This is a genomic window from Sporosarcina sp., from assembly GCF_029257255.1.
Lineage (GTDB): Bacteria > Bacillota > Bacilli > Bacillales_A > Planococcaceae > Sporosarcina.
In genome coordinates, this window is record NZ_JARICI010000040.1 from 1 (window position 1) to 24,298 (window position 24,298).

Here is a 24,298-nt window from a genome sequence, read left to right on the forward strand (position 1 = left end):
TATATTCATTATTACAACAACAAACGTATCAAACAGAAATTGGCTGGCATGAGTCCGGTACAATACCGTCTACACACCAGCCAACTAGCTGCGTAATATAAAACTCTAACTTTTAGGGGTCACTACATTGGAGACCTTTTTTATTTATTTTCAAATCGACAAACTTTTTGCAGACCAATTACGAATATACTTAAGAGACAATGATATGTGGAAAGCATGTGGTGAATCATGGACAGAGAAAAACGCTGGATAAAACAAATACAGACGAACGCTAGTGAATCAGCAGCGAATGAACTCGTTTCCAAGTATTACAAAGAAATCTATGCATTTAGCTATAAACAAACGTTGGACAAGGATCTCTCACTTGATTTGACGCAGGAGATATTCATTAGTGCTTTGCAATCCATTCATACATATGATCGAAAAAAAGCTTCGTTTCGCACATGGCTTTACAGGTTGGCGTCTAATAAAATCGTTGATTACTATCGGTCTAAATCTTATCGATACACGCAAATGGCTAGACAAATTGATGACTATGAGATTATGGACGAGGAAGATATGGTAATTTCATTTGAATACAAAGAGGATGTTAAAAAAGTAACTGCAATTGTAAATGAGTTAGAATCCAGCGCACAATAGATTATCCGACTTAAACTGTTCGGAGAGTACACATTGAGAGAAATTGCTACGATGGAATCCATTCCTTTGTCGACAGTGAAAACAAGATACTATTCATCTTTAAAAAAGATACGTGCAGAAATGGAGGAGAGGAACGATGAATAAGGAAAGATTTAGCGTCCCTGATTTGGATGAACAAACAATTCGGATTCAAATAGATAAGATTGTATCTGTAGGCGTGAAACCTAAACAAAATTTCCCATCGTATTTGAAGTCAATGATGCAGCAAGTCGGCTTACGGCATATATTCTCTGATCGTTTGGAAATCACATTCATTACATTACTAGTTACGATGATGATCGGATTGATTGTCTTTCTTCCATACTATAATGAAATTCATGATATGTATGGCTATATCTTTTTGCTATCACCAATTCTGTTTCTGGTCTTGTCGATCTTCACGTATGTACGGAAAACGCAAAATCATACGTATGACGTGGAAATGTCTTGTAAATATAACGTCTATCAAATTATCGCATTTAGGATGCTCGTTTTCAGTGTGTTTTCCAGTGTGCTAAATACGATTGTCGTAGCAATTCTAGCTATACAATATGAAGAAATTCAATTCATGCGGGCGTTTCTACTTTCGATTACTGCTTTATTTTTGTTTTCCATTATTTTACTATTTGCTTTGATGAAGCGAAGAACGACAGTAATTGTTGTCGGCACAGTTATAGGATGGACAATCGCAAATCTCGTTTTACAGTCGATAAATGTCAACTTATATAATGATTTGCTTATGAAAACACCCATTGTTGTCAATGCAGTAGTTTTACTCGTAATTGTATTTATGTATGTACGGTATTTGAAAAAATTAATACAGTTCAAGCAGACGGAAGGGGTATTTGAATGATTGTTGTAAAAGATGTAAGCAAGCAATATGGGGACTTTACTGCACTACAAAATGTGAATCTCGAGTTCAGTAATGGTCTATATGGTTTACTAGCACCGAATGGGGCTGGAAAGACAACGTTAATAAAAATGTTGGCGACATTGATATCCCCGACCAAAGGAGAAATCTTATATAACGGAAAGAATATTAACGATATGGATGATCAATATCGTGAAATGCTCGGCTATTTACCACAGCAATTCGGCTACTACAAAAACTATTCACCTAAGCAATACTTGCTCTACTTGGCGGCGCTAAAAGGAATTGGTAAAAAAGAAGCCCTTAGTAAGATTGACGAGTTATTACAGAAAGTAGCCTTAAGCGATGTCGTGAATAAAAAGATGAAGAAGTTTTCCGGTGGGATGATTCAACGTGTCGGCATTGCACAAGCGTTACTGAATGATCCGGAAATTCTTATTTTGGACGAGCCGACAGCGGGACTCGACCCGAAAGAACGCGCGCGTTTCAGGCACTTGCTAACGGATTTAGCACGTGAACGACTCGTCATCATCTCAACACATATCGTATCGGATATTGAATCGATTGCAAATGAAATAATTATGATTAGAAATAAACAGTTACTCTATAAAGATTCGGTTGAAGACATATGTGCGACGTTAAATGGGAGTGTTTTTGAAACAACCATCGACTTTGACCAGTTGGAATACTTTCGACAAAAATACATCTTACTTTCCGAAAAGCAGGAATACGGACAAATGACCGTCCGTTTCATTCATAAAGTCCATTCGGAAGATGAATGGACATCTGTTCCTCCGCAACTAGAGGATGTATTCTTATACGAATACCGGGATGAGTTAGAAGGGGAAAACTAATGCGCATTTTCCTTCATGAATGTAAAAAGGCACTAACATCGCCTATTTTAATCACATTACTTATCGTTTTCTCTGCTTTTAATATCTTCATCATCGTCAGTTCATCCGACCATAAAGAAGAATTGAAAATGGTGAATGAAATTATTGATCGATACGGTAGAGAAATAACTGACGAATCGCTGAAGCAGTTCGAAAAAGACATTCAAAGTGACCTCTCGGAGTTAACAGAAATCACCGGTAAGCAATTTGAGAGTATTTATGATTTTTTGGATGGATTACGATTTGAGGAGCAGGAACAATATAGCGACAGAGACTGGGAATTCTTCAATAGCTTACAACTAAAGGAAATGTACTTTGGTATGGCAAATTCGATTGACGCAAGTTATGCGGAAATTGATGTGCAAGATGGGGCACGTGGTGATCTAAATGGTTATGGGATAAGCGGAAAAGCCGCTGAAACTTATTTACGAGAAAATGAAGAATTTGCGAAACGTTTTAAGGAAATGATCAAAAATGAAGAGCATAAAGAGTGGTTTTTTGCAGGTAAGCCGTATTTCATGCATAGTTTTCTCTTCAAGACGGTATTCATGCACATCATAATTGAGTCACTGCTGTTGATTGTCTTGATGACCGCGCTAATTACTTCGTATGAGTTTGAGAACAGGACACAGCTGCTTACATACTCGACACGCCGTGGCAGAAAGTTGATGAAGGACAAGTTGGCTGCATCATTGACAGTTTCTACAGTTATTTCACTATTTTTATTCACGATTACGCTCGGAACATATTTCTTCCTATTCGATTACTCACATGTTTGGAAAACGTCGATTAGCAGTGCGTTGAATTGGGAAAAACCTTTTCCTTATGTCTCCTGGTGGGATCTATCCGTAGGTGAATTTTTAGTGGGAGTACTTGTACTTGTTTTCATCATCCAACTGCTATTTTCAGGTTTGACTTTTGCCTTAGCTGTCATAGTGAAAAACAGTTACATTACATTCTTTCTCGTTGCAACGTTATTTATCCTAGCATGGCTTTTACCAACCTTCATGCCGAAGTCCTCCAACCTGTTTTTCGTATCTTCATATACATTATCAACACTAACGATGGCAATATCGCAATCGTTCATGGGAAGCAGCGGATTGATCCTGTTCAAGAACTTTGAATGGATGACAATTAGCTGCTGGACGATTATTACGATTGTTTTTTGTACCATAACGTATAAACGCTTTAGAAAAATGGACATTCAGTAAGGGGGTAGGGACAATGCGTGTATTATGGAATGAATTGAAAAAGATATTAACGTGGAAGATGCTTGTATTTCTTATTTTTATTAATAGTGTTCTGTATTTTCTGCTCATTGAGTTTGATATTAAATATTTTCCGAATGGTTTGGATGACAGTTCATCTTATACGATAGGAATTGAAATGATCGATAAATATGGAATAACAATGGATGAAGACGAGTTTATTGACTTTAAAAAGACGTATTCTGACCTAGTCGAGGAAGCAGATCATTATTTGCAGTCTAGAGAAGAATTCGTTAATGAAGGACTAGAATCTTATGAAAAGTTTCAGTCCTATGATTGGTGGAATTCTCCGGAAAAAATAAGCAAGCTTCATGATGATTTGTTTTTTCACCAATCAGTTAATCTTTTTTGGGAGTTACAGGAGCGAGAGCAATTGCTTAGTTTTTTTGAGTATAAAGAAATCATCACAGACGAATTCAATAAACAACAGAAAAAACGTTGGGAAGAATTTATTGAACAAGAAAAATTTGGTGTCTATACGGATGTGGCCATTAAGAATTTTAAAACGTTCATTGCTAATGTTGGCATTGCCATACTTTTCAGCGTCGTACTAGTCATCTCTCCAACTATCTTGAAAGATCGTTCGAGACAACTTGTGCCACTACAATATACAACAAAAAAAGGACGAAATCTTTTCAAAACAAAAATTCTCGCAGGTGTCATTGCGACATTCATAGTAATCACAGCATCGTTGTCTGTTTATCTTAGTTTATATTCTTTGAATAACACATCCATGTTTTTTGACGTACGAGTTAATACCTTTATTGGAAATGTATCCTGGTTCGACCCGACATTCTTCCAATTCATATTGCTGTGCATTGCTGGAATCTATACTATCGGGCTAGTCTTTGCATTACTTTCCATGGCATTCTCAAGTCTCGTTCCGAATATGGTTTCATTGATAGGTATTCAAATTCCATTTGTTGTCGGGTTTCTAATCGTTGGGTTATATCCATTGTTGCCTGAGATGATTTCCATATGGAATCCGAAGTGGCTGTCACTGATTTCTTATTGTGCGATGATTATCATTGTGATTATATTTACCGCGATTTTATGGAAACGGGAAAAGAAGTTGGATATTTTATAATGAAAAAACGAGATCCCACAAAGGGTTCTCGTTTTTTGTTTTGATAAAAAATCATTTTTTTAATCGATTCGACTAATTCGTTTAAGAGTTTGATACAATTAACATGAAATGATAATTTATTTAGTTCATCAATCGGGGGCATTTGTTTAATAGTATAAGTCTAATTACTCATTTAAATTAAATGGATTAGGCTTTTATTTTTAATATTCTAAGCGTCGCACCACTGGTAAACTATTTCGACAAGTGGTGAAATCCTTGGCAAAAAGGAAGAGTCCTAATTCATATACACGAATTAGGACTCTTTTGGTGTTTATTTGATTTCTATACCGGTGAACTGAACGGTTTACGCTTTTATAGACGTACGCTTTCTTTATTCCCACTGTTCACGCTGTAAATCCTCAGCAATCAGCTGCAGATCATCAGCGGTAATAGTTAAAAGTTCATAATCTGTTGTTTCAGCTAATTGTGCAGCTATCTGCTTAATGAATTTTGGAGAACCTTCATTCTCTTCATCGTATACAAGCAGCAAAGCATCAGAGTTGCGCAGAAGAAATTTATTCTTCTCTACGAATTGCCAGGGTGCCTCGTAGGGTTTGTTTGTTAGACTCACGGAGTAGTCTGCCATTGCGATGATCTGTTCATACATTTCTTTCTTCTCATCATTCCAGTTGGCCTGCTGATCGAGGAAAGGAGTGATGACTGCATATTGCAGCTCCGGATAATCTTCCTGCAGTTCCCATACGCACTCGACCGCCCAAGTTTCAATTCCGAGCTGTCCACTGACGATCACCCATTCCAATCCTTGATCAAGCAAGGCGAGAAGGTGATCGGTCAATGCTTTTTTTATAATAGCGATACCGGGATGCTGTTCATTGAAAATGCCTAATTCATGAGCTTTGTAGCCGCTGATCAACAGTCGTTTGATCATTGCCGACCGCTGATTGCTGCGTGAGCTAATTTAGTGATTGTCATATCATCCATTGGAGGATTATGAAGACCTGCACGCACATCGCGGTAATAGCGCTGAAGTGGATTTGACAGCTCAAGGCTTTTAGCGCCTACAATGCGCATGGCAAGATTAACGATTTCAATTGCACTGTTCGTGACAATCGACTTCGCAACACCCAACTCATTCTGTAAATGAATCCGGCGCTCCGGGTTATCGTATATACCTGCAATATCATAAAGCAAATGGCGTGCTTTGATCAGTTCTAGATCCATTTTGCCGATTTGTGTCTGGATATTGAAGAGGGAAGAAATCGGTTCATTCATACTGTTTGGCTGATAAGTAGCTGCAAAATGAACCGCATAATCACGTGCTGCCTGTGCAATTCCCAGATAACAGGCTGGGATATGAAGCAGCCAGCCATTTTGAGTGTTTCTAGAGCTACCTGCTTGATCCAATTCAACGAGTTGTTCCGGATCCACATGTACCTGTTCCAAAACTAATGTCTGACTCTCAGTTCCGCGCATGGAAATCGTATGCCAGGTTTCTTTAATGGAAAGTCCAACTGATTCACGCGGAATCAAAAAGAAGCCAGTAGATTGTTTATCCTCCACCCATGCTAAAACTAAAAAGTGGGTGAGAGCAGGAGCCATAGTAGTGAAAGTCTTCTCGCCCGTTATAATCCAGCCGTTTTCTGAACGTTCTGCAGTTGTGTGCGGACGGCCGCCGCGTGTAGGGCTTCCTGTCTGAGCTTCAGTTGCAGAGCGATTGACCAGGGCGCCATTTTGGATAACTTCGCTGAAATGATCGAGTTGTTCAGGAGACCATAATGATTTTTCGAAAATGTTGCCGACAGTTGCCTGATGCCAACCGATTGCCAGTGCACTAGAACTGTCGAATTTTGCAATTGTCTCTTGGAAGAGCACCATATCCGTCACCTTGATTCCGGCTCCGCCGTACTGTTCGGGTAAGATTAACGAAGTATAGCCCATTTCAACAAGTTTTTGTATATTCTCTTTTGGAAATTTGGATAGTCTGTCAGACGGCTCTGAAAAGCTGCTGAAAAACGGACCTGCCTCAGTCAATTCATTGACCCATCGGCGTTGAAAGTCCGTTGTGATAAAAAGTTCTGTTGACAAGAGTAACACGTCCTAACTGCTTCAGTCTTCATTCATTCATTGATTATTTCTATATAGCATGTATGTATAAAAACAAGAAATCCTTGAGCATCTCCGTCAAGGTCATGAAATTATAGTATACTAGAAAATTAAATAAAATACCATTCAGAAGAACAAAAAACTAGCAGGAATTACAGATTACATCATGACTAAATAGAGCACGATCGGTATAGTCACCAGGCTCAATAACGTAGTAGCAAGGGTAGTGAATGATACCAAATCAGGTTCGGTTCCAAACTGCACGGCAAACATCGTCGTATTCGCTGATCCGGGCATTGCCGCCTGGATAATGAGCACAGCTTTCAGCAAATTATCGACTGGAAGGAAAAACAAAATAACAACCGCTAGTAAAGGAGAGAAAACCATCCGGATTAGTGTAGCAGCTGTAACGTAGCGATAAGCAACCCGCTTACGAACAATCATGGCTAACTGCATGCCGAGAACGAGCATCACCACGGGAATGGAAGCGTCTGCTATCAAATCAACCCCCTGCATCATGGAGTCCGACAGGTTAATAGAAGTGTATTGAAAAATAACACCTAGAATGGCAGCATAGATCAACGGCATTCGAATGACGCGCTGCATTGAATCCCGCCATGTTGCCTGTGCTTCTCCGCCCATAGAAGCGAAGAAAATGCCTATGGAATTCATGAGGATCGATTGAAATACCATCATGATGACTCCGTAATCAAAAGCATCAGTACCGAAAGCGAATAATACAACTGGTACACCGTAATTTCCGCTGTTCATAAAAGCCGCACTCAGTATCATTGCTGAACGTTCTGATCGGGAAGCTTTCATTGCGCTAGCTGTCAACCACACTGTTATAAATAGCACAGCCAGCAATATGATAGCGAATGCAGCAATATAGAGATACGTGCTGTCCAACTCATTCTTATAAAATGTACGAAAAGCTAGAAATGGTGACATTAAGTAAAGTGCTGCTGTGGAGAGGGTCTTAATATCGAATGAAAGAAGCTTCTGACCAATGAAGCCGATTAAAAAGATAAATAGTACAGGTGCGATAATACCGATAAGTTCCAAGAAGATTCCGCCCTTTCTGAGCTGTCAATCTATTATAAACATTTTAAGTGAACGGAATCTAGAGATTTACAAGGAAAAGAAAAAAAGGGATCTACTCTTATATAAAACCACATGTATAAGAATGCATGTTACTGTATAGTTAAGTTGCACAGAGTAATGAAGTGGCAATGAAATGGAAGAATATTTTTGATGTGAGTGCAGGTATAATGGAACTAGTTTTAATATGATAAATATTTATATGTGTAGTCTAATTACCTAATTTTAACTACAAATCGATATTAACAGACAAACAATGAGTGTTTGGTTTCATTTTTATGCGTAGAATATACCACACTATATACGCATGTAACATATTACGGTATAATTACGTATAAATGAATGCTTCCGCATAAGTATTCAATTGATTGAATAAAGGGGATGAAATCTTGAAATTCACGGTGGGCAGGAAAATATGGGTTGGATTTTTAAGTGTCAGTATTATATTGATTATTGTTGGAGTTTTAGGATATTTGTCTTTAAAAAATGTTAGTGAAAAGTATCAGTTTTTAATCGACGACAGCATGTATAAAGTAGTTTTACTAGAACAGCAATTGAGTGATCAAAACTATTTGTCGAGCAATATACGAGGCTACATGCTGTATGAAGATAAGACATATATAACTGAAATTGAAGAAAAGCAAGAAAGTAGTCGAGTGCGTTTAGATGAGTTAGATGAGATTATTCACAATAAAGATATGAAAAACGCTATTTTAGAAATTCGTGCAGCAGCAACGAATTACGATGGAGTTATCAAAAATATTATTTCTCAAATAGAAATGGGCGACAATGACAGAGCTTTGCAGACGGGAACTAATGGTGCTATCTATCAAGATATTATCGCCACTAATATTCGAACCATAATTGACTATCAAAATAAGCAGAAGGAAAAAGTGGAGGGGGAAGTAGAAAGCTATACCAATTCCGCCACCTTGCTTTCGGCTGGACTCATAGCCTTTGGAGTAATTGGAAGTATCATCATTACTATCATCATCAGCCGATTAATCAGCAGACCGGTTCAACAAATGACAGAAGCACTTAACGAAGTGTCAGCCGGGAATTTTGCTCTTGAAGAAGTAACAATTAAAAACCGTGATGAAATAGGGGATATGGCAAGTACCTTGAATTCAATGGTTGTAGATTTACGGGGAATCATACAACGGGCAAAAGACTCAGCGATTCAGCTGGCAGTTCAATCAGAAGAATTATCTGCCAGTGCAGAAGAAAGCCTGGCTGCTTCAGAAATGGTAGCAGAAATTTCAGAGAAAAATCTGCAGACAAGTGAGACGCAGGCGCAAATCGTCAATCAGTCAACTGCATCTATGGAAGAAATGATAACGGCAATTGACCAGATCACACAGGATAATGAAGAAATGCTTGGCTCTTCGGAAGATGTCTCCCGTTTGGTGAAGGAAGGTTCTTCACTAATGACCGAAACGACTGATCAAATGAACAATATCAGTCAGACGATTGGTGATTCGATGGTAACGATCAATGAATTGGCCGCGCGTTCAGAAAATATTAGAAATGTAACCGCAATGATCACAAACATAGCAGAACAGACAAATCTTTTGGCATTAAATGCGGCGATTGAAGCGGCTCGTGCAGGTGAGCACGGTAAAGGATTTGCTGTGGTTGCGGATGAAGTGCGAAATTTGGCGGAACAGTCCAAGCAATCTACACAGGAAATCGGGCGGATGATTGATACGATTATCGAAGATGTGACAAAAGTTGTCGCAAGTACCGATGAAGGCCATAGACGTGTAGAAGAAGGTTTAGCATCAACTGAAAAAACCAATGCGATTTTTGCGGATATCGAGCTTGCCACATCAGATGTAAGCGAGAAAGTTTCTACTGTTTCTGCAGCGATTGAAGAGATTCGCGCGATGACAGATGAAGTAGCAGTTGGATCAAAGCGGGTAGAGGAATTAGCAATCCAGGCATCCGCTGAGGCTCAATCAACAAGTGCTGCAACAGAAGAACAGCTGGCAGCAAACGAAGAGATTACATCCAGTTCTCAGACATTAGCAGAGTTGGCTGAACAGCTTCAAAGCGATATGGGACGATTTACTGTGTAACAACATATAAAAAGAGCTGATTTGCGAATAGGCAAATCAGCTCTTTTTTAATGGAAAGTATTCTATCGGCTCGTATGAAGGCTTGATGTTTGGATGGATTTTAAACAGAGTGAAGCCGTTTATTTGAATGTTGACTGGTGTGATCTTTTCTGTTGTCAGCTCCATTTTATCGGTCGTTTTGCGTTTTTTGGCAATCGTTATATGCGGAACAAACGGGTGATCTTTTTCTAATCCAAGTATCTTTTCTGTCCGTCTGGCAATCTGTATTTGCAGATTGCAGAGCGCGTTTACCTTATCAACTGAAAGATAGACGACGCGCGGTCCGGAAGATGATCCAAAAAACTTTAATCCAGTAATAGACGTATTAAAGTTGGTATGATCATTCGCGATTTTATGCAGTGAAGAGATGAGGGTGTCAGTTCGGTTTTCATCCATCTCTCCAATATACCGCATAGTGATATGCAAATCATCTTTATTCGGAAGAACTTTGTATTTTTCATACAGCATATACTTGGCGCGGAACTGTTCTGCCAGTTTAAAAGCAGGGGCGGCAATCGAGATGCCGATAAAATAATGTTGTGCCACTTTCAGTTCACCTCCTGCTTATTAGATTCCCTTCTTCATGATAACTATGCATAGAAGGCAGAACATTTGCATTTACATGATAAAGATGAAGAGCAAACTGACAAACTAGCAGGGGAATGTGTATAATTAGAGATGTATCTAACACAAAAGATAATAAATGAAAGGGGCGGGCGATATGATCAAAACATTGATATTTGATTTGGATGATACGCTAATTTGGGATGCAAAGAGTATTGCCATGGCATTTCAGAAAACATGCGAGTATGCTACGAAAAAAACAGGCGTTAATCCGGTGGAGCTTGAGAAAGCAGTGCGCCAAAAAGCAAGAGAACTGTATGCAGCTTATGAAACGTATCCTCATACACAAAATATTGGCATCAATCCATTTGAAGGACTTTGGGGTGTATTTGATGATCCGGGCGAAGAGTTTCAAAAGATGAAAGAGATTGTTCCAGTTTATCAGCGGGATGCTTGGGTCAAAGGATTGAAGAAGTTAGGCGTGAATAATGAAGCTTTTGGAAGAGAGTTGGCGGAAGTATTTCCTAAAGAAAGGAAAAATCATCCGTATATTTACGAGGAGACTTTTGAAGTGCTCGATCGCTTAAAAGGTAACTATCAGTTGATCTTGCTGACAAATGGTTCTCCGAGTCTGCAGCAGATCAAGTTGACAATCTCTCCGGAGATACCGCCGTATTTCGATCACATCATCGTGTCCGGGGCTTTTGGTAAAGGTAAACCTGATGCGACAATCTTCCAGCATGTCCTAGATACTTGCGGCATAACTGCGGATGAAGGACTGATGATTGGTGATAATCTGATGACTGATATTTTAGGTTCAAGCAGAGTGGGCATGAAAAATGTATGGATCAACCGTGAGAATAAGCCGCCTAGTGACGAAGTGAAACCGACATTTGAAATTGATCATTTAGAAGGTCTGTTTCCTATACTGGCTGAATTTAATAAGTGAATCAAAAGAAAACCAGCTGACTACAATCAGCTGGTTTTTGAGTTCTTATAGATCAATCGCTTTTGCATCGTGTATATTTTGAACTTCTTTAATTCGAGTAATAGATCCAGACTCTACATGGTGATCGACGATAAGCATCATGATTGCATCTCCGCCTTCAGTAGAACGTCCCACTTGCATCGCAGCAATGTTGATGTTTTCTTCCGCAAGCAATGTACCGACACGGCCGATTGCACCTGGCTGGTCCATGTGGCGGATGAACAGCAAATGCCCTTTAGGAATTGCATCCACAACGTAGTCATCAACTTTTACGATACGTGGCCCAAGACCATTCAGGAGGGTACCCGCTACTTTGCGAACGCCTTTTTTTGTAACGATTTCTACAGTGATTAAGTTAAGGAAACCTTTAGCAGTAGTTGTTTTTTGCTCGTTTACTTTGATGCCGTAACGATCAGCCAAAAGCTTCGCATTGACATCGTTGACTGTTTCGCCAAGGTTACGTTTAAGCAATCCCTTTACCGTATTACGTGTTAACGCACGTACATCATAGTTAGCCAATTCGCCTGCATACTGAATGTTAATTTCTTCAATAACAGAGTTTTGAATTTGTGACAAGAACATACCGAGTTTTTCTGTAAGATCGAAGAAAGGCTCAATTTTAGCTAATACGTCACGAGAAACGGACGGCAAGTTTACCGGGTTGCGAACAGAACCGATAGTAAGGAAGTTCACAACGTCACGGCTGACGTCTACAGCAACAGACTCTTGTGCTTCAATTGTGCTTGCACCTAAGTGAGGTGTAGCGATCACTTGCGGCAATGTCAGCAATTTGTGGTCAAGGAACGGCTCTTCTTCAAATACGTCAAGTGCTGCTCCCGCAACTTTACCGGAAACGATTGCATCATATAAAGCTTCTTCGTCAATGATGCCGCCGCGTGCACAGTTGATGATCTGAACGCCGTCTTTCATTTTTTCGAATGCTTCTTTATTAATCATTCTGCGTGTTTCTTTCAGTAATGGTGTGTGGACTGTGATGAAATCTGAAGCAGCTAATACTTCATCTACTGTGCCGATTTCAATCCCTAATTTTTTCGCAATGTCTTCTGTTAGGTAAGGGTCAAATGCAATGACATTCATACGCTGACCTTTCGCACGGCGCGCAACTTCTGCTCCGATTCGGCCAAGCCCGACAATACCCAATGTTTTATTCTTCAGTTCGACCCCAAGGAAAGACTTACGGTCCCATTTATTGTTCTTCAAAGAATTGAATGCCTGAGGAATTTTGCGTGCCATTGCCATCATCATCGCAACAGTGTGCTCAGCTGCTGAGTTTGTATTACCGTCAGGAGCATTAACAACAATGATTCCTTTTTCAGTTGCTGCATCTAAATCAATATTATCCACACCTACACCTGCACGGCCGATAATTTTTAATTGATCTGCAGACTCTAATAATTCTTTAGTTACGGTAGTTTGACTGCGGACTAGAAGAGCGTCGAAACCTTTAATTCGGTCTTTTAGCTGATCTGGAGTCAAATCAGTATCGATTACAATTTCAAAACCTTCTGCTTGTCGTAATGGGAAAATACCGTCCTCGCTAAGTGGGTCACTAATTAATACTTTAAAAGCCATGATTATCATTCTCTCCTTCAGTAATTTGTTTTAGTCTTGCATTTAAGTAATGAGCATTCATTCGGCTGATCGTCTATGTAAGCTGCGCTAACCTCCTTTTGGGAAAAATAAAAAAGCCTTCCACCCCTTACAATTTGTAAGGGGCGAAAAGCTCGATTAACTAACGCGGTACCACCCTTGTTTTGCTGCCGAGGCAGCCTTCATTCAGCATGCGTAACGTGCATGTAACGGATCGGCCTACTGAGAGTTCAGCCCATCAATTCGGAAGTGCCGCCATCCTAAGAATTTGCTGACTCTCACCACTACATCAGCTCTCTAAGAAATTCTTTTACGGGAAGGTATGTCTTCGTCAAAATTGTTTTGCGTGTATTAAATTTAGAACTAATCATAACACGTCCAAAACAATTGTCAATTACTTTAAAGTAAAAAATCAAAAAGTATTAAATGCGAACGTATAATAGTGAATTAATTGTGAACGTTCGTGTTTGGGTGGATTAAATGAAGAAAAGATTCATTATATGAAGAATCATACAGAATCTCATAAGTTGTCTCAAGAGAAAAAGAGGATCAAGCGGTGGTATACTATTAGCTGATATTGTTTGAAAGGGAGTTTTATTCATGAAAAAATTAACGTCTTTAGAACAGTTCGATGTATTAAAGAAGCAAGAACGTGCGATTTTTTTATTTTCTGCAGACTGGTGTCCTGACTGCAAAGTAATTGAACCGTTTTTGCCAGAACTGGAAACGAAATTCGCGGAGTATGAATTCATTTATGTCGACCGTGACGAATTTATCGATCTGTGCAGTCAACTGGATATCTTTGGAATTCCAAGCTTTATAGCCTACAGTGAAGGACGCGAGCTTGGCCGATTTGTCAGTAAAAACCGTAAAACGAAAGAAGAAATTGAGGAATTCATCAATAGTTTATGAGTGTGAACAGAAAACCATCTCGCGGATTGTGAGATGGTTTTTCTGTTACATCATATTTTCTAACTGCCTAAGCAGTATTTTGGCGCCCTCAGGACTAATAAATAATCCGTTTGACAGTTCCTTGTTATCATCTGTTATATCTCCCGTAATGAAGCAGGCTCTATTTGCCTGATATTTCCTAAGAATGATTTGTTCATCTTCTGAAAATATTTCTATAGGATCACCTTTGACAATTTGTAGAGATTGACGAAGTTCCTTTGGAATGACGATTCTTCCGAGATGGTCGACTTTTCGAACAATGCCCAAAGATTTCATGAGTGCCTCCTCTGAAATAATAGTTAGTACTCTCATTATACGGAAAACTTTGGTTTTTACAATGTACGTGAGTGGAATGCGCAGAACTATTTGATAATTCCGCTATACATTTCATTTATTAATGTTATAATAGTCTGTAATTACATACAACTTATCAAGAGAAGCTGAGGGAACTGGCCTGATGACGCTTCAGCAACCTCTGTGCAAACAGGAAGGTGCTAACTCCAACAAGATTTTTTTCTTGAGAGATAAGAATGATGAACCAAACCCTCATTTTCTTATCCATATGAAAATGAAGGTTTTTTTCATTGAAAAATAACTGGCCGAAAGAATAGCCAAGGAGGAAGAAACATGCCGATTAATATACCACAGCAGTTACCAGCAGGGGAGTTACTGAAGGAAGAGAAAATATTTGTAATGGATGAGAACCGGGCGATTGCACAGGATATCCGTCCGTTAAATATATTGATACTTAATTTGATGCCTGAAAAAGAAAAGACTGAACTGCAGCTGCTGAGACTGCTTGGCAACACGCCGCTTCAAGTAAATGTGACATTTTTAAATACAGCATCTTACACGTCAAAAAATGTCAGTCAGACGCATTTAGAAACATTTTATACTACATTTGAGCACGTGAAAGACCGACGTTTTGACGGCATGATCATAACGGGCGCACCGATTGAACTGATGCAGTTTGAAGATGTAGTTTATTGGGAAGAGCTGGAAGAGATTATGGATTGGACTAAGACGAATGTCACGTCTGTCCTTCATATCTGCTGGGGAGCGCAGGCTGCTCTTTATCATCACTATGGTATAGATAAGTTTGAGTTGCCTGAAAAATGTTTTGGTGTGTTTGCACATGAAGTATATGATCAGACTGTAAATCTTTCACGAGGGTTCAATGACGTATTTGTAGCGCCGCACTCAAGACATACCGGTGTATCCATCGAAGAAATTTAAAAGCATCCTGATCTCACGTTGCTTTCTGTTTCTGAAGACGCAGGGGCATTTATCATCATCTCCAATGATGAAAAACATATTATGGTGACAGGTCACTTAGAGTATGACGCACACACATTAGACAGTGAATATAAACGGGATGTTGAAAAGGGAATGGAGATCGACGTGCCTGAAAATTATTATCCTAATGATGATCCGTCACAAGAACCAATGAATACCTGGCGTTCACATACACATCTACTATTTTCTAATTGGTTGAATTACTATGTCTACCAAGCGACACCGTATGTTTGGAATTGAGAGCGACAGAATCTATTGACACAATGAGTGTATAAGTTCATTCGTTTCACACATACTCCCCTCAATGGAGGTGTTTGCTGTGAATATAGATGAATTTTGGGAATTGGCTTTCTGGGAAATGACACTGCGGACAGTGATTTCCTTTGTTGTACTTTTAATTCTGGCTCGCTTCATGGGCAAAAAACAAATCTCACAATTAACGTTCTTTCATTATGTAACCGGAATTACGATTGGTTCAATTGCTGCTGACCTGGCAGGAGAGTCCGAAACACCTTTTTTAAATGGTTTATATGGAATGGTATTATGGGCCGTTTTAACGATTATCGCGAACTACTTATCCTTCAAATCAATTAAACTGCGTGTTTTACTGGACGATAAGCCGATGATTGTTATAGAAAATGGTGAAATCATTGAAGGTTCTCTTCGTAAATTAAGACTGAGTTTTAACGATCTGAACATGATGCTTCGCGAACAGTCCGTCTTTTCCATGAAAGAAGTAAATTATGCCATTTTCGAAACAAACGGAAATCTCAGTGTGATGCTAAAACCGGGTGAACAACCTGCGACCAAGAAGGATATACAGGTATCATCTCCTCTGCCAAAATATATCCCTACTGAAATTATCACTAACGGTAAAGTGGAAGAGAAAAATATGCGTGAATTGAAGCTTACGGATGTATGGTTGACAAGGCAGCTTGAACAGCAAGGGATTGCAAGGCCTGAGCAGGTGCTGTATGCGGAAGTTCAGACAGATGGCAGTCTGTATGTTAATACATTGAAGAACGTCGGTACTAAATAAGGATGTCTCTGCAAGTCAGGTTACTGACGTACGGGGATATCTTTTTTTATAATATTTCCCAGTTGCGTTGCTCGGCAATCGCGGCAAGTTTTACATCAGGTCTGACAGCAACGGGGTGACCCACTTGTTCCAATACTGGCAGATCTGAAATGCTGTCTCCATATGCAAAGCTTTTTTCCCATTTTATTGATTTCCCTTTTAGGGCACGGTCGATCATTTCATTTTTACGCTGACCTTGAATATGGAAGAAAGGCTGTTCCATCGCAATCTGTTCGCCGCGAGTAGGTATTTCAGTGCCTATAATTTTATCAAAAGATAAATGGCTTGTCACTGCAGTTAAAAATGGCGTGTAGGCACCTGAAACCAGCAGTACATGATAACCTTCTTCCTGGTGTTTAGTGAGTCTGTTGACGACATCCTTATTAAAATCATTTGACATCTCGTCATGCATTTCCTCAAAGTACGTCCTTAGCTGCGGTATTGTCAGCGTTTCCAACGCCTTCAAATAAAGAATCATGGACCGTTCTTTCATGACCCGTTCAGGAAGCATTTTTAACTTGTATCGAATATATAACGGCAGGATAGAGCGATAAAATTTGCCATAAAATTGCTTATAGACCGGATGTTTTTGTAAATGTCCCATCAGAAGTTTAAACGTCTCTTTCGTATATAACGTGCCGTCAAAATCAAAAATTGCTACTTTCATTCAGACACCCCTCAGTTCATTCATTTCCTTACAGTATACAAATATAATGAGGGGAAAAGCAAAAAGCAGGCGGAGAAAAAAATCTCCGTCTGCAATCGAGGTGAATTACTGAAGGTTTTTTGGCATGCTTGGCTGTCCTTGTGAAGGAGCAAAAGAGTTCAGCAGCATATTCATATCCTGACTGTTCAGCTGCGGTACTTGATAATAATGATGCTTGTTTTGATAAATCGCTAACTCATAGGCCATTTCAATGCAGTTTGGAATCGAGTCTGCTATAACTCGGCGTACAACTGGGTTACATACTTCCAGAGCAGCTCCGGTTTTGCCCATCGCGCCTTCTTTAGCTGCGCCAAGCAAGAATCCTGATATCATTTCATCTGTGATTTCTGCTGTGGATTGAATCGGCTTGGAAGGTGCTTTTTCTTTCATACCATAAATGAAATCACTTTTTTCCTGCATTTGATACCGCTGTGTTGGGTGTGATGGATCTTTCCCGCTTTTGAAGCATTCCACTGTAATGTTGTACTCGTCGAGCATAAAACGATACTGACGGTCCAGAATATCTAAGAGTTCCGGATCCTTTACATGCGGACGCAATAACATCGATTGATTCAAAGCACCTACTGCTGCATTTAATACCTCATGCACATCAAAAAGTTCATGGCCGCCATGATTCATTGAGGGTGGTACGGGGCCATCATGCATGTTTTGAGATGTCTCGTATTGATTTGTCAAATACATTTCCTCCTTCAATTATAATTCACATCAACGGTAGTATGAGAAGGAAATGATGAATTATTCATCATGCATATTTTGACTGTCTCGACAATATCTTAGGTAGAGACAAGAAGAAAGGTGTGGTGGAATATGCAAATTCATATAGTCCAGCCGGGAGAAAGCTTATATATGATTGGCAAAATGTATGGTGTACCTTACGAACTAATAGCTCAAGCCAATGAACTCGCTAGCGAAACACGTCTGGCAATAGGACAGGCATTAGTGATCCCGATTATTGGTTCTTATTATTGGGTGCGTCCAGGCGATAGTCTTTATAAAATTGCGCAAGCTTACGGGTTGTCGGTTGAAGAACTTGCAAAGATTAATGCCATTAATCCTGCTGGTATACTGAGAATAGGGCAGCGCTTATATATACCGCAAGAAAAAAAGACACCTATTGATGCTTTGCTTTATGTGGAACCGCGTAATCCTGTAAGTCAGGATATGCTTGCGGAAGTGAGAGAGCGTGTTGAACAGCTTACATATTTAGCAATGTTCAGCTATGAAGTGCAGCGCGACGGATCTTTAAAAGCACCTAACACAGCGGATATTCTGTCGATAGCAAAAGATGCCGGAGTTGTGAATATGCTGGTGCTGACGAATTTGGAAAACTACGGGTTCAGTGCAGAGCTCGGGCATGTTCTATTTACAGATCAAGCCGCACAAAATAATATGATTAAAAACGCCATCGACACAGCAAAGGCTTCAGGATATGCAGATATTCATTTTGATTTTGAGTTATTATTGCCTGAAGACCGTGAGTTATATAATCAAATGCTACGTAATGCACGCGACCAAATTCATAAAGCAGGATTGACGCTCTCTACTGCCCTTGCACCAAAAGCAGGTAACGTTACAACAGGAATCTATGGTGCGCATGACTATAAAGCGCATGGAGAAATTTGTGATTTTGTGGTGTTGATGACGTATGAATGGGGTTACACATACAGTGCTCCACAGGCTGTCAGTCCAATTGGTCCTGTCACAAAAGTAGTGGAATACGCTGTTAGTCAAATTCCAAGAGACAAGATATTCTTGGGTCAAAATTTATATGGCTACGATTGGACAGCGCCATTCGGACAGGCGGACAGTAAGCCGGCAAGAGCATTCAGTCCAAGAGCTGCAACAAACCTCGCGATAGAACAAAATGCATCGATTGATTATGATACCCTTGCGCAGGCTCCTCATTATACGTATTATGACCAGTCTGGTATAGAACATGAAGTGTGGTTTGAAGATGCAAGAAGCATCAATGCGAAGTTTAGGCTGCTGAAGGATTTCAAGCTGCGCGGCATCATGTATTGGAAGCTCGGATTGTCGTTTCCACAAAACTGGTTGTTGCTGGAAGACCAGTTTACTATTCGCAAACGATAAAAATAGAGCCTTCCGCAGAGGGAAGGCTCTTTCGTATCAATTTTAGTCGTTAGTCAGAGCTTTGATAGCGCTTTGGAAAAGATCCATGTCTGGATTTATGAGTAAGGCGGGTAAGAAAGCAAAAGTCATGATGAGCAGCAGATTGGCTCCTATAATTGAGCGGATTGGGTTGTTTTTCTTTCTCATATTGATTCGCCTCTTTCTTTTCGTTTTGGTTCTCCCGCTCAGGCCAAAGCCGCTGTTCTGCTAGCTTCGCGCAGATTGTTTGAATAGATTAATAATACTCTATATTCAATCTATTGTAAATGGAAAAGTTCTGATTAATACATAAAATTGACACAAAAAATAAGTGAAACTGAATAAATAATAAAAAAATCTTGTAACTTACTGTGAATTCAGTGATAATATTGGAATACACAGAAATATTTCGAACAATTAAAATTCAGTTTATTCAGTAGAATTCATCCTTTACGAGAGGTATTTCGTGTAGATTCATAGTTTTAGGATAACTTCTACTGAGTAAAGTGAGCGACTAGTCGGTCGTCAGATTTTACTACCAACAAGGAAAGGGATGGTCGCATATGACAAAGATTGATGAAGTGCAATTCAACAACCGCAAACGGGCAAATGATTACGTACATGAAGTATATGAGCTGGTAAAGAAACGGAATCCGGACGAAAGGGAATTCTTGCAAGCTACCAGAGAAATCTTTGATTCCTTACGTCCTGTCTTTGCAAAGCATCCCGAGTTTATTTCAAATGGAATTCTTGAGCGCATTACAGAACCGGAACGTATCATCTCATTCCGTGTGGCTTGGGAAGATGATCAGGGGAAAGTTCATGTAAACCGAGGTTTCCGTGTTCAGTTCAACAGTGATTTAGGTCCATATAAAGGGGGACTTCGTTTCCACCCTTCTGTCAATAACAGTATCATGAAATTTTTAGCTTTTGAGCAAATCTTCAAAAATGCTCTTACTGGACAGCCAATCGGTGCAGGTAAAGGAGGTTCAGACTTTGATCCTAAAGGAAAGTCAGACCGTGAAATCATGCGTTTTACTCAAAGTTTCATGACGGAACTGAGCCGTCATATCGGTCCGGACATTGACGTACCAGCTGGAGATATCGGAGTCGGCAAGCGTGAAATCGGCTATCTGTTTGGGCAATATAACCGAATTAAAGGCGGTTACGAAGCGGGCATTCTGACAGGGAAAAATCCTGATCACGGAGGTAGCTTAGGAAGAAAAGAAGCTACAGGATACGGAACAGTCTATTTTGTAGATGAAATGTTAAAAGAGAATGATCTTTCATTGGAAGGTCAGACAGTCATCGTATCCGGTTCTGGTAATGTTTCCACCTATGCGATGGAAAAGTCGATGCAGCTTGGCGCCAAAGTCGTGGCGTGCAGTGACTCAGACGGTTATATTTACGACAAGAATGGCATTGATCTTGAACTGATTAAAGAATTGAAGGAATATGGTAATAAACGAATCTGGGAATATACGAAAGAACGTCCTGAAGCAGAATACCATGCAGACTGTGGTGCTATTTGGTCAGTTCCTTGCGATATTGCACTTCCTTGTGCGACGCAAAATGAAATTGACGAGATTGCAGCGCATATGCTCATTGCGAACGGCGTCAAAGCAGTAGGCGAAGGGGCGAACATGCCTTGTACAATTGAGGCCATCGAAATTTTTCAGGAGCATAAAATATTATTTGCTCCGGCAAAAGCTGCCAATGCAGGCGGTGTCGCAGTATCTGCAATGGAAATGTCTCAAAACAGTCAGCGCCTATCTTGGTCAGCTGAGCAAGTGGATGAGCATTTAAAAGAAGTTATGAAAAATATTTACAATGACTGTAAAAATGCGGCTGACGACTATGGTAAGCCGGGGAATCTTGTAATGGGTGCGAATGTTGCAGGTTTCTTACGGGTAGCAGATGCCATGGTGGCTCACGGAATTAGATAATTGATAGAAAACAGACACATTATGTAAAAAAATGTGTCTGTTTTTTTGTGTTTTCTATTGCGTTTCAAGTAAATCATGATATTATAAAAATACATTAATTTGAATAAACATACACTCGGTTGCGAGGAAGGGGATTTACCCATGGAAAAGAAAAAAGTCGTTTTAGCATACTCAGGCGGATTAGATACATCAGTTGCCATTCAATGGCTTACAGATCAAGGTTATAGCGTAGTGGCAGTTTGTTTGGATGTCGGGGAAGGAAAAGATCTTGACTTCATTAAGCAGAAGGCCATTCAGGTCGGCGCAGCAAGCAGCTATGTCATTGATGCCAAAGAGGAATTTGCACAGGACTTTGTTCTTCTTTCCTTGCAGGCTCAAACATATTATGAAAATAAGTATCCGTTGGTTTCCGCATTATCTCGTCCGTTGATTTCAAAAAAACTGGTAGAGATTGCACATCAGGAAAATGCAACAGCTGTTGCACACGGCTGTACCGGCAAAGGAAATGATCAGGTCCGTTTTGAAGTGGCGATTAAATCACTCGACCCAACACTCGAAGTGGTCGCTCCTGTTCGTTCGTGGAGCTGGTCCCGTGAAGAAGAAATTCATTATGCGAAAGAGCATAATATTCCTATACCGATAGACTTAGATAATCCGTATTCAGTTGACCAAAATCTGTGGGGCCGTGCAAATGAATGTGGAATTCTCGAAGATCCTTGGGCTACGCCTCCTGAAGAAGCTTATGGATTAACTGTTTCTATTGAAAATGCACCGGATACGGCAGATATTATTGAAATTGAATTTGAACAGGGGGTACCTGTTAGCATTAACGGGCAGAAGTATCTGCTGAATGAGCTAATTACCGAGCTTAATAAAGTTGCAGGGAAGCACGGTGTTGGCAGAATCGATCACGTGGAAAATCGTCTGGTTGGTATCAAATCCCGTGAAGTTTATGAAGCACCGGGTGCGATTACTTTATTGAAAGCGCACAAAGAATTGGAAGATTTAACGCTTGTGAAAGAACTAGCTCATTTTAAACCAATCATTTCACAAAAACTTGGAGAACTTATTTATAACGGGCTTTGGTTCTCACCCCTTCGTAATGCACTTGAAGCGTTCATTAAAGAGACGCAACAATATGTCAATGGAACGGTTCGGGTAAAGCTGTTTAAAGGGCATGCATTAGTAGAAGGGCGTACTTCTCCGAATTCACTGTACAGTGAAAAACTGGCTACTTACACTGCCGACGATTCGTTCGATCAATCAGCAGCAGTTGGTTTTATCAAGCTGTGGGGATTGCCGACTGAAGTACACAGCATGGTAAATAAAAAGCAAATTGTAAAGAAAAATCAATAAAATAGTAGTTTATGAGCGGTGTAGCGTGAAAGCTTCGCCGCTTTTTTGAAACTAAACACCATTCTGTTCCGTCTTACTGAACAAGAAGTGAGGCGAGCGGATGAAAAAACTGGCAGTCGTAGGCGCTTTTATAGTAGTTTTGGCAATGCTATTTTGGCTCATCCCAAAAGAAAGGATGGATGCAGCGCAAAAACATAAAGCAGACGGCTCATATGAATATGCAGTCGTATTAGGAGCGAAAGTTAATGGAGAGACGCCTTCTCTATCATTGCGGTACCGGCTTGAGTCAGCAGCTGTTTATGCGAAACGCTACCCTCATGTGACATTAGTGTTGTCAGGCGGACAGGGGAAAGACGAAGAAATTAGTGAAGCGCAGGCGATGTTTCAATATTTGATCGATCAGGGAATAGCTAAAGAGCGGCTCATCCAGGAAGATCGGTCCACATCAACATATGAAAATCTGCAGTTTTCAAAAGAACTGCTGCCTGAAGTAGCTGGCGTGACAATTATCAGCAGTGATTTTCATTTGGCCAGAGCTCGATTTTTAGCTAGACAATTGGGTTGGCAGTCAGATGTAGTAGCAGCAAAGACTCCTGAAATTGTAAAAACGAAAGTATCGATTCGTGAGCGGCTGGCTTTATTGAAGACGTGGATCTTTCGAAAATAAATTCAATCTAGAAAAAGTGACGAAATCAATTGATTACGTCACTTTTCGTTTATAAAGAAGAGATAGCGTGGAATTTGGGCTCGCCATTGCTGAATGTAGCAACGTAACGGAAGCCGATTGATTGGAATAGTTCCAGGGATTCCTTGAACTCATGCGCAATATCTGCAGGGCGGTGTGCGTCGGATCCGAGAGTGATAATTTCGCCACCACATTGTTTATAAAGGCGCAGGATGTCTTCGCTTGGCATGTTGTGCGGGAGGCCGTAGCGTGTGCCGGATGTATTGAGTTCGATTCCTTTGCCTTCAGGAATGATGGTCTGAAATATTTTTTCCAAGTAATCATGGAATAAATGAGCGGGGGGCTGGTCCGTATAGCGCTTGATCAGATCGGCATGGCCAAGCACGCTGTAACGTTTGTAGTTCTGAACGCAATACAGCAGCTCTTTATAGTAGGTCTCGAACGCATCTTCGACTGACCGATCTGCAAACAGTTCCTTATAATGAAGTGATTTATTTTCAACCGTATGCAGTGAACAGATGACAAAGTCGAAGCTGTGCTCGTCCATAAGCTTTTCGTAGCGATCAAGCAAGTGGGGCTGCAAGCCAATTTCTACACCTTTTTTGATAACCAGCTGTCCGTTAAATTGCTGATTGAGCTGTTGGATTTTGTTAGCATGAGCGATCTTATCGAAATCAAATTGAATGGTTTCATCCGGATATTCATAATCGATATGATCGGTGAAGCAAATTTCATTTAGTCCCTTTGCTATAGAAGCTTTCGCCATCTCTTCCATCGGGATTTCGCAGTCTGCAGAAAACGCACTGTGCATATGATAATCAAACATAGGATCAGGTCTCCTTTTCTATAGTACATATTGTAGCAGATGA

General features: G+C 40.1%; 25 protein-coding genes, 1 pseudogene and 1 riboswitch. Of the genes and pseudogenes, 16 read left to right on the forward strand and 10 right to left on the reverse strand.

Translation table 11 applies throughout. The features are described 5' to 3' along the window. The 7 genes from Q1J64_RS08735 to Q1J64_RS08760 form a co-directional block, all read left to right on the forward strand. The coding region (locus tag Q1J64_RS08735; RefSeq protein ID WP_301108439.1) for an IS3 family transposase at positions 1–96 on the forward strand (96 nt) is incomplete at its 5' end. 132 nt (positions 97–228) lie between these two features. Continuing rightward, complete coding sequence (locus tag Q1J64_RS08740) at positions 229–639, forward strand: RNA polymerase sigma factor (RefSeq protein ID WP_301108683.1); 411 nt, start codon at positions 229–231, stop codon at positions 637–639. A 3-nt stretch (positions 640–642) separates the two neighbouring features. Continuing rightward, positions 643–783, forward strand: coding sequence for a hypothetical protein (locus Q1J64_RS16705; protein ID WP_367183445.1), 141 nt, complete (start codon positions 643–645; stop codon positions 781–783). Then, positions 776–1,531 (forward strand): hypothetical protein, encoded by a 756-nt coding sequence (locus Q1J64_RS08745; RefSeq protein WP_301108684.1) that lies wholly within the window; start codon positions 776–778, stop codon positions 1,529–1,531. Before Q1J64_RS16705 ends, Q1J64_RS08745 begins: the two co-directional genes overlap by 8 nt. Further along, entirely contained in the window at positions 1,528–2,403 is an 876-nt protein-coding gene (locus tag Q1J64_RS08750) for an ABC transporter ATP-binding protein (RefSeq protein WP_301108685.1), read from the forward strand. The genes Q1J64_RS08745 and Q1J64_RS08750 overlap by 4 nt, the downstream gene beginning before the upstream one ends. Continuing rightward, the gene (locus Q1J64_RS08755; protein ID WP_301108686.1) at positions 2,403–3,653 is read left to right on the forward strand and encodes an ABC-2 transporter permease; all 1,251 of its coding nucleotides are present in this window, start codon (positions 2,403–2,405) and stop codon (positions 3,651–3,653) included. Before Q1J64_RS08750 ends, Q1J64_RS08755 begins: the two co-directional genes overlap by 1 nt. A 13-nt stretch (positions 3,654–3,666) precedes the next feature. Then, positions 3,667–4,797 carry a hypothetical protein gene (locus Q1J64_RS08760; protein ID WP_301108687.1) on the forward strand — a complete coding sequence of 377 codons (1,131 nt, stop codon included), beginning with the start codon at positions 3,667–3,669 and terminating at the stop codon, positions 4,795–4,797. 370 nt (positions 4,798–5,167) lie between these two features. On the opposite strand, the gene Q1J64_RS08765 is transcribed toward Q1J64_RS08760, so the two are convergent. From Q1J64_RS08765 to Q1J64_RS08775, 3 genes are all read right to left on the reverse strand, one after another. Further along, on the reverse strand, positions 5,168–5,725 hold the full coding sequence (locus tag Q1J64_RS08765) for an SLOG family protein (protein WP_301108688.1): 558 nt from the start codon (positions 5,723–5,725) through the stop codon (positions 5,168–5,170). After that, complete coding sequence (locus Q1J64_RS08770) at positions 5,722–6,882, reverse strand: acyl-CoA dehydrogenase family protein (RefSeq protein WP_301108689.1); 1,161 nt, start codon at positions 6,880–6,882, stop codon at positions 5,722–5,724. The genes Q1J64_RS08765 and Q1J64_RS08770 overlap by 4 nt, the downstream gene beginning before the upstream one ends. Positions 6,883–7,059: 177 nt before the next feature. Then, positions 7,060–7,965 carry an AEC family transporter gene (locus Q1J64_RS08775; protein ID WP_301108690.1) on the reverse strand — a complete coding sequence of 302 codons (906 nt, stop codon included), beginning with the start codon at positions 7,963–7,965 and terminating at the stop codon, positions 7,060–7,062. Positions 7,966–8,390: 425 nt separating this feature from the next. On the opposite strand from Q1J64_RS08775, the gene Q1J64_RS08780 reads away from it, so the two are divergent. After that, positions 8,391–10,079: a methyl-accepting chemotaxis protein gene (locus Q1J64_RS08780; RefSeq protein WP_301108691.1), complete on the forward strand. Its 1,689-nt coding sequence runs from the start codon at positions 8,391–8,393 to the stop codon at positions 10,077–10,079. A gap of 36 nt (positions 10,080–10,115) precedes the next feature. Here the strand turns inward: Q1J64_RS08780 and thpR are convergent, their stop codons facing one another. Continuing rightward, complete coding sequence (thpR, locus tag Q1J64_RS08785) at positions 10,116–10,664, reverse strand: RNA 2',3'-cyclic phosphodiesterase (RefSeq protein ID WP_301108692.1); 549 nt, start codon at positions 10,662–10,664, stop codon at positions 10,116–10,118. 175 nt (positions 10,665–10,839) lie between these two features. Here thpR and Q1J64_RS08790 point away from each other — a divergent pair, with 175 nt between their 5' ends. Continuing rightward, entirely contained in the window at positions 10,840–11,631 is a 792-nt protein-coding gene (locus Q1J64_RS08790; RefSeq protein WP_301108693.1) for an HAD family hydrolase, read from the forward strand. Between the two features lie 45 nt (positions 11,632–11,676). Here Q1J64_RS08790 and serA read toward each other — a convergent pair whose 3' ends face one another. Next, positions 11,677–13,263: a phosphoglycerate dehydrogenase gene (gene serA / locus Q1J64_RS08795; protein WP_301108694.1), complete on the reverse strand. Its 1,587-nt coding sequence runs from the start codon at positions 13,261–13,263 to the stop codon at positions 11,677–11,679. Positions 13,264–13,881: 618 nt separating this feature from the next. Between serA and Q1J64_RS08800 the strand changes: the two genes are divergently transcribed. After that, positions 13,882–14,193 carry a thioredoxin family protein gene (locus tag Q1J64_RS08800; RefSeq protein ID WP_301108695.1) on the forward strand — a complete coding sequence of 104 codons (312 nt, stop codon included), beginning with the start codon at positions 13,882–13,884 and terminating at the stop codon, positions 14,191–14,193. Positions 14,194–14,238: 45 nt separating this feature from the next. On the opposite strand, the gene Q1J64_RS08805 is transcribed toward Q1J64_RS08800, so the two are convergent. After that, positions 14,239–14,508: an AbrB/MazE/SpoVT family DNA-binding domain-containing protein gene (locus tag Q1J64_RS08805; protein WP_301108696.1), complete on the reverse strand. Its 270-nt coding sequence runs from the start codon at positions 14,506–14,508 to the stop codon at positions 14,239–14,241. A gap of 148 nt (positions 14,509–14,656) precedes the next feature. Further along, a riboswitch (SAM riboswitch) is annotated at positions 14,657–14,763 on the forward strand. A gap of 96 nt (positions 14,764–14,859) precedes the next feature. On the opposite strand from Q1J64_RS08805, the pseudogene metA reads away from it, so the two are divergent. After that, positions 14,860–15,768, forward strand: a pseudogene (metA, locus tag Q1J64_RS08810) (homoserine O-acetyltransferase MetA). Positions 15,769–15,847: 79 nt separating this feature from the next. Further along, positions 15,848–16,567: a YetF domain-containing protein gene (locus tag Q1J64_RS08815; RefSeq protein ID WP_367183443.1), complete on the forward strand. Its 720-nt coding sequence runs from the start codon at positions 15,848–15,850 to the stop codon at positions 16,565–16,567. Positions 16,568–16,613: 46 nt separating this feature from the next. Here the strand turns inward: Q1J64_RS08815 and Q1J64_RS08820 are convergent, their stop codons facing one another. Together Q1J64_RS08820 and Q1J64_RS08825 are read right to left on the reverse strand one after the other, a co-directional pair. Next, positions 16,614–17,273, reverse strand: a complete 660-nt coding sequence (locus Q1J64_RS08820; RefSeq protein WP_301108698.1) for an HAD family hydrolase — start codon at positions 17,271–17,273, stop codon at positions 16,614–16,616. 105 nt (positions 17,274–17,378) lie between these two features. Continuing rightward, positions 17,379–18,014 carry a spore coat protein gene (locus Q1J64_RS08825; RefSeq protein ID WP_301108699.1) on the reverse strand — a complete coding sequence of 212 codons (636 nt, stop codon included), beginning with the start codon at positions 18,012–18,014 and terminating at the stop codon, positions 17,379–17,381. A gap of 126 nt (positions 18,015–18,140) precedes the next feature. Between Q1J64_RS08825 and Q1J64_RS08830 the strand changes: the two genes are divergently transcribed. Next, entirely contained in the window at positions 18,141–19,424 is a 1,284-nt protein-coding gene (locus Q1J64_RS08830; protein WP_301108700.1) for a glycoside hydrolase family 18 protein, read from the forward strand. 42 nt (positions 19,425–19,466) lie between these two features. On the opposite strand, the gene Q1J64_RS08835 is transcribed toward Q1J64_RS08830, so the two are convergent. Next, a complete protein-coding gene (locus tag Q1J64_RS08835; RefSeq protein WP_301108701.1) occupies positions 19,467–19,610 on the reverse strand; it encodes a hypothetical protein in 144 nt (47 codons plus the stop codon). Positions 19,611–20,005: 395 nt separating this feature from the next. On the opposite strand from Q1J64_RS08835, the gene gdhA reads away from it, so the two are divergent. The 3 genes from gdhA (at position 20,006) to Q1J64_RS08850 (ending at position 23,411) form a co-directional block, all read left to right on the forward strand. Next, on the forward strand, positions 20,006–21,388 hold the full coding sequence (gene gdhA, locus Q1J64_RS08840; RefSeq protein ID WP_301108702.1) for an NADP-specific glutamate dehydrogenase: 1,383 nt from the start codon (positions 20,006–20,008) through the stop codon (positions 21,386–21,388). A 141-nt stretch (positions 21,389–21,529) separates the two neighbouring features. Next, positions 21,530–22,744 (forward strand): argininosuccinate synthase, encoded by a 1,215-nt coding sequence (locus Q1J64_RS08845; protein ID WP_301108703.1) that lies wholly within the window; start codon positions 21,530–21,532, stop codon positions 22,742–22,744. Positions 22,745–22,844: 100 nt separating this feature from the next. Continuing rightward, positions 22,845–23,411 (forward strand): YdcF family protein, encoded by a 567-nt coding sequence (locus Q1J64_RS08850; RefSeq protein WP_301108704.1) that lies wholly within the window; start codon positions 22,845–22,847, stop codon positions 23,409–23,411. Between the two features lie 49 nt (positions 23,412–23,460). Here the strand turns inward: Q1J64_RS08850 and Q1J64_RS08855 are convergent, their stop codons facing one another. After that, entirely contained in the window at positions 23,461–24,255 is a 795-nt protein-coding gene (locus tag Q1J64_RS08855) for a histidinol-phosphatase HisJ family protein (RefSeq protein WP_301108705.1), read from the reverse strand. Positions 24,256–24,298: the final 43 nt, after the last annotated feature.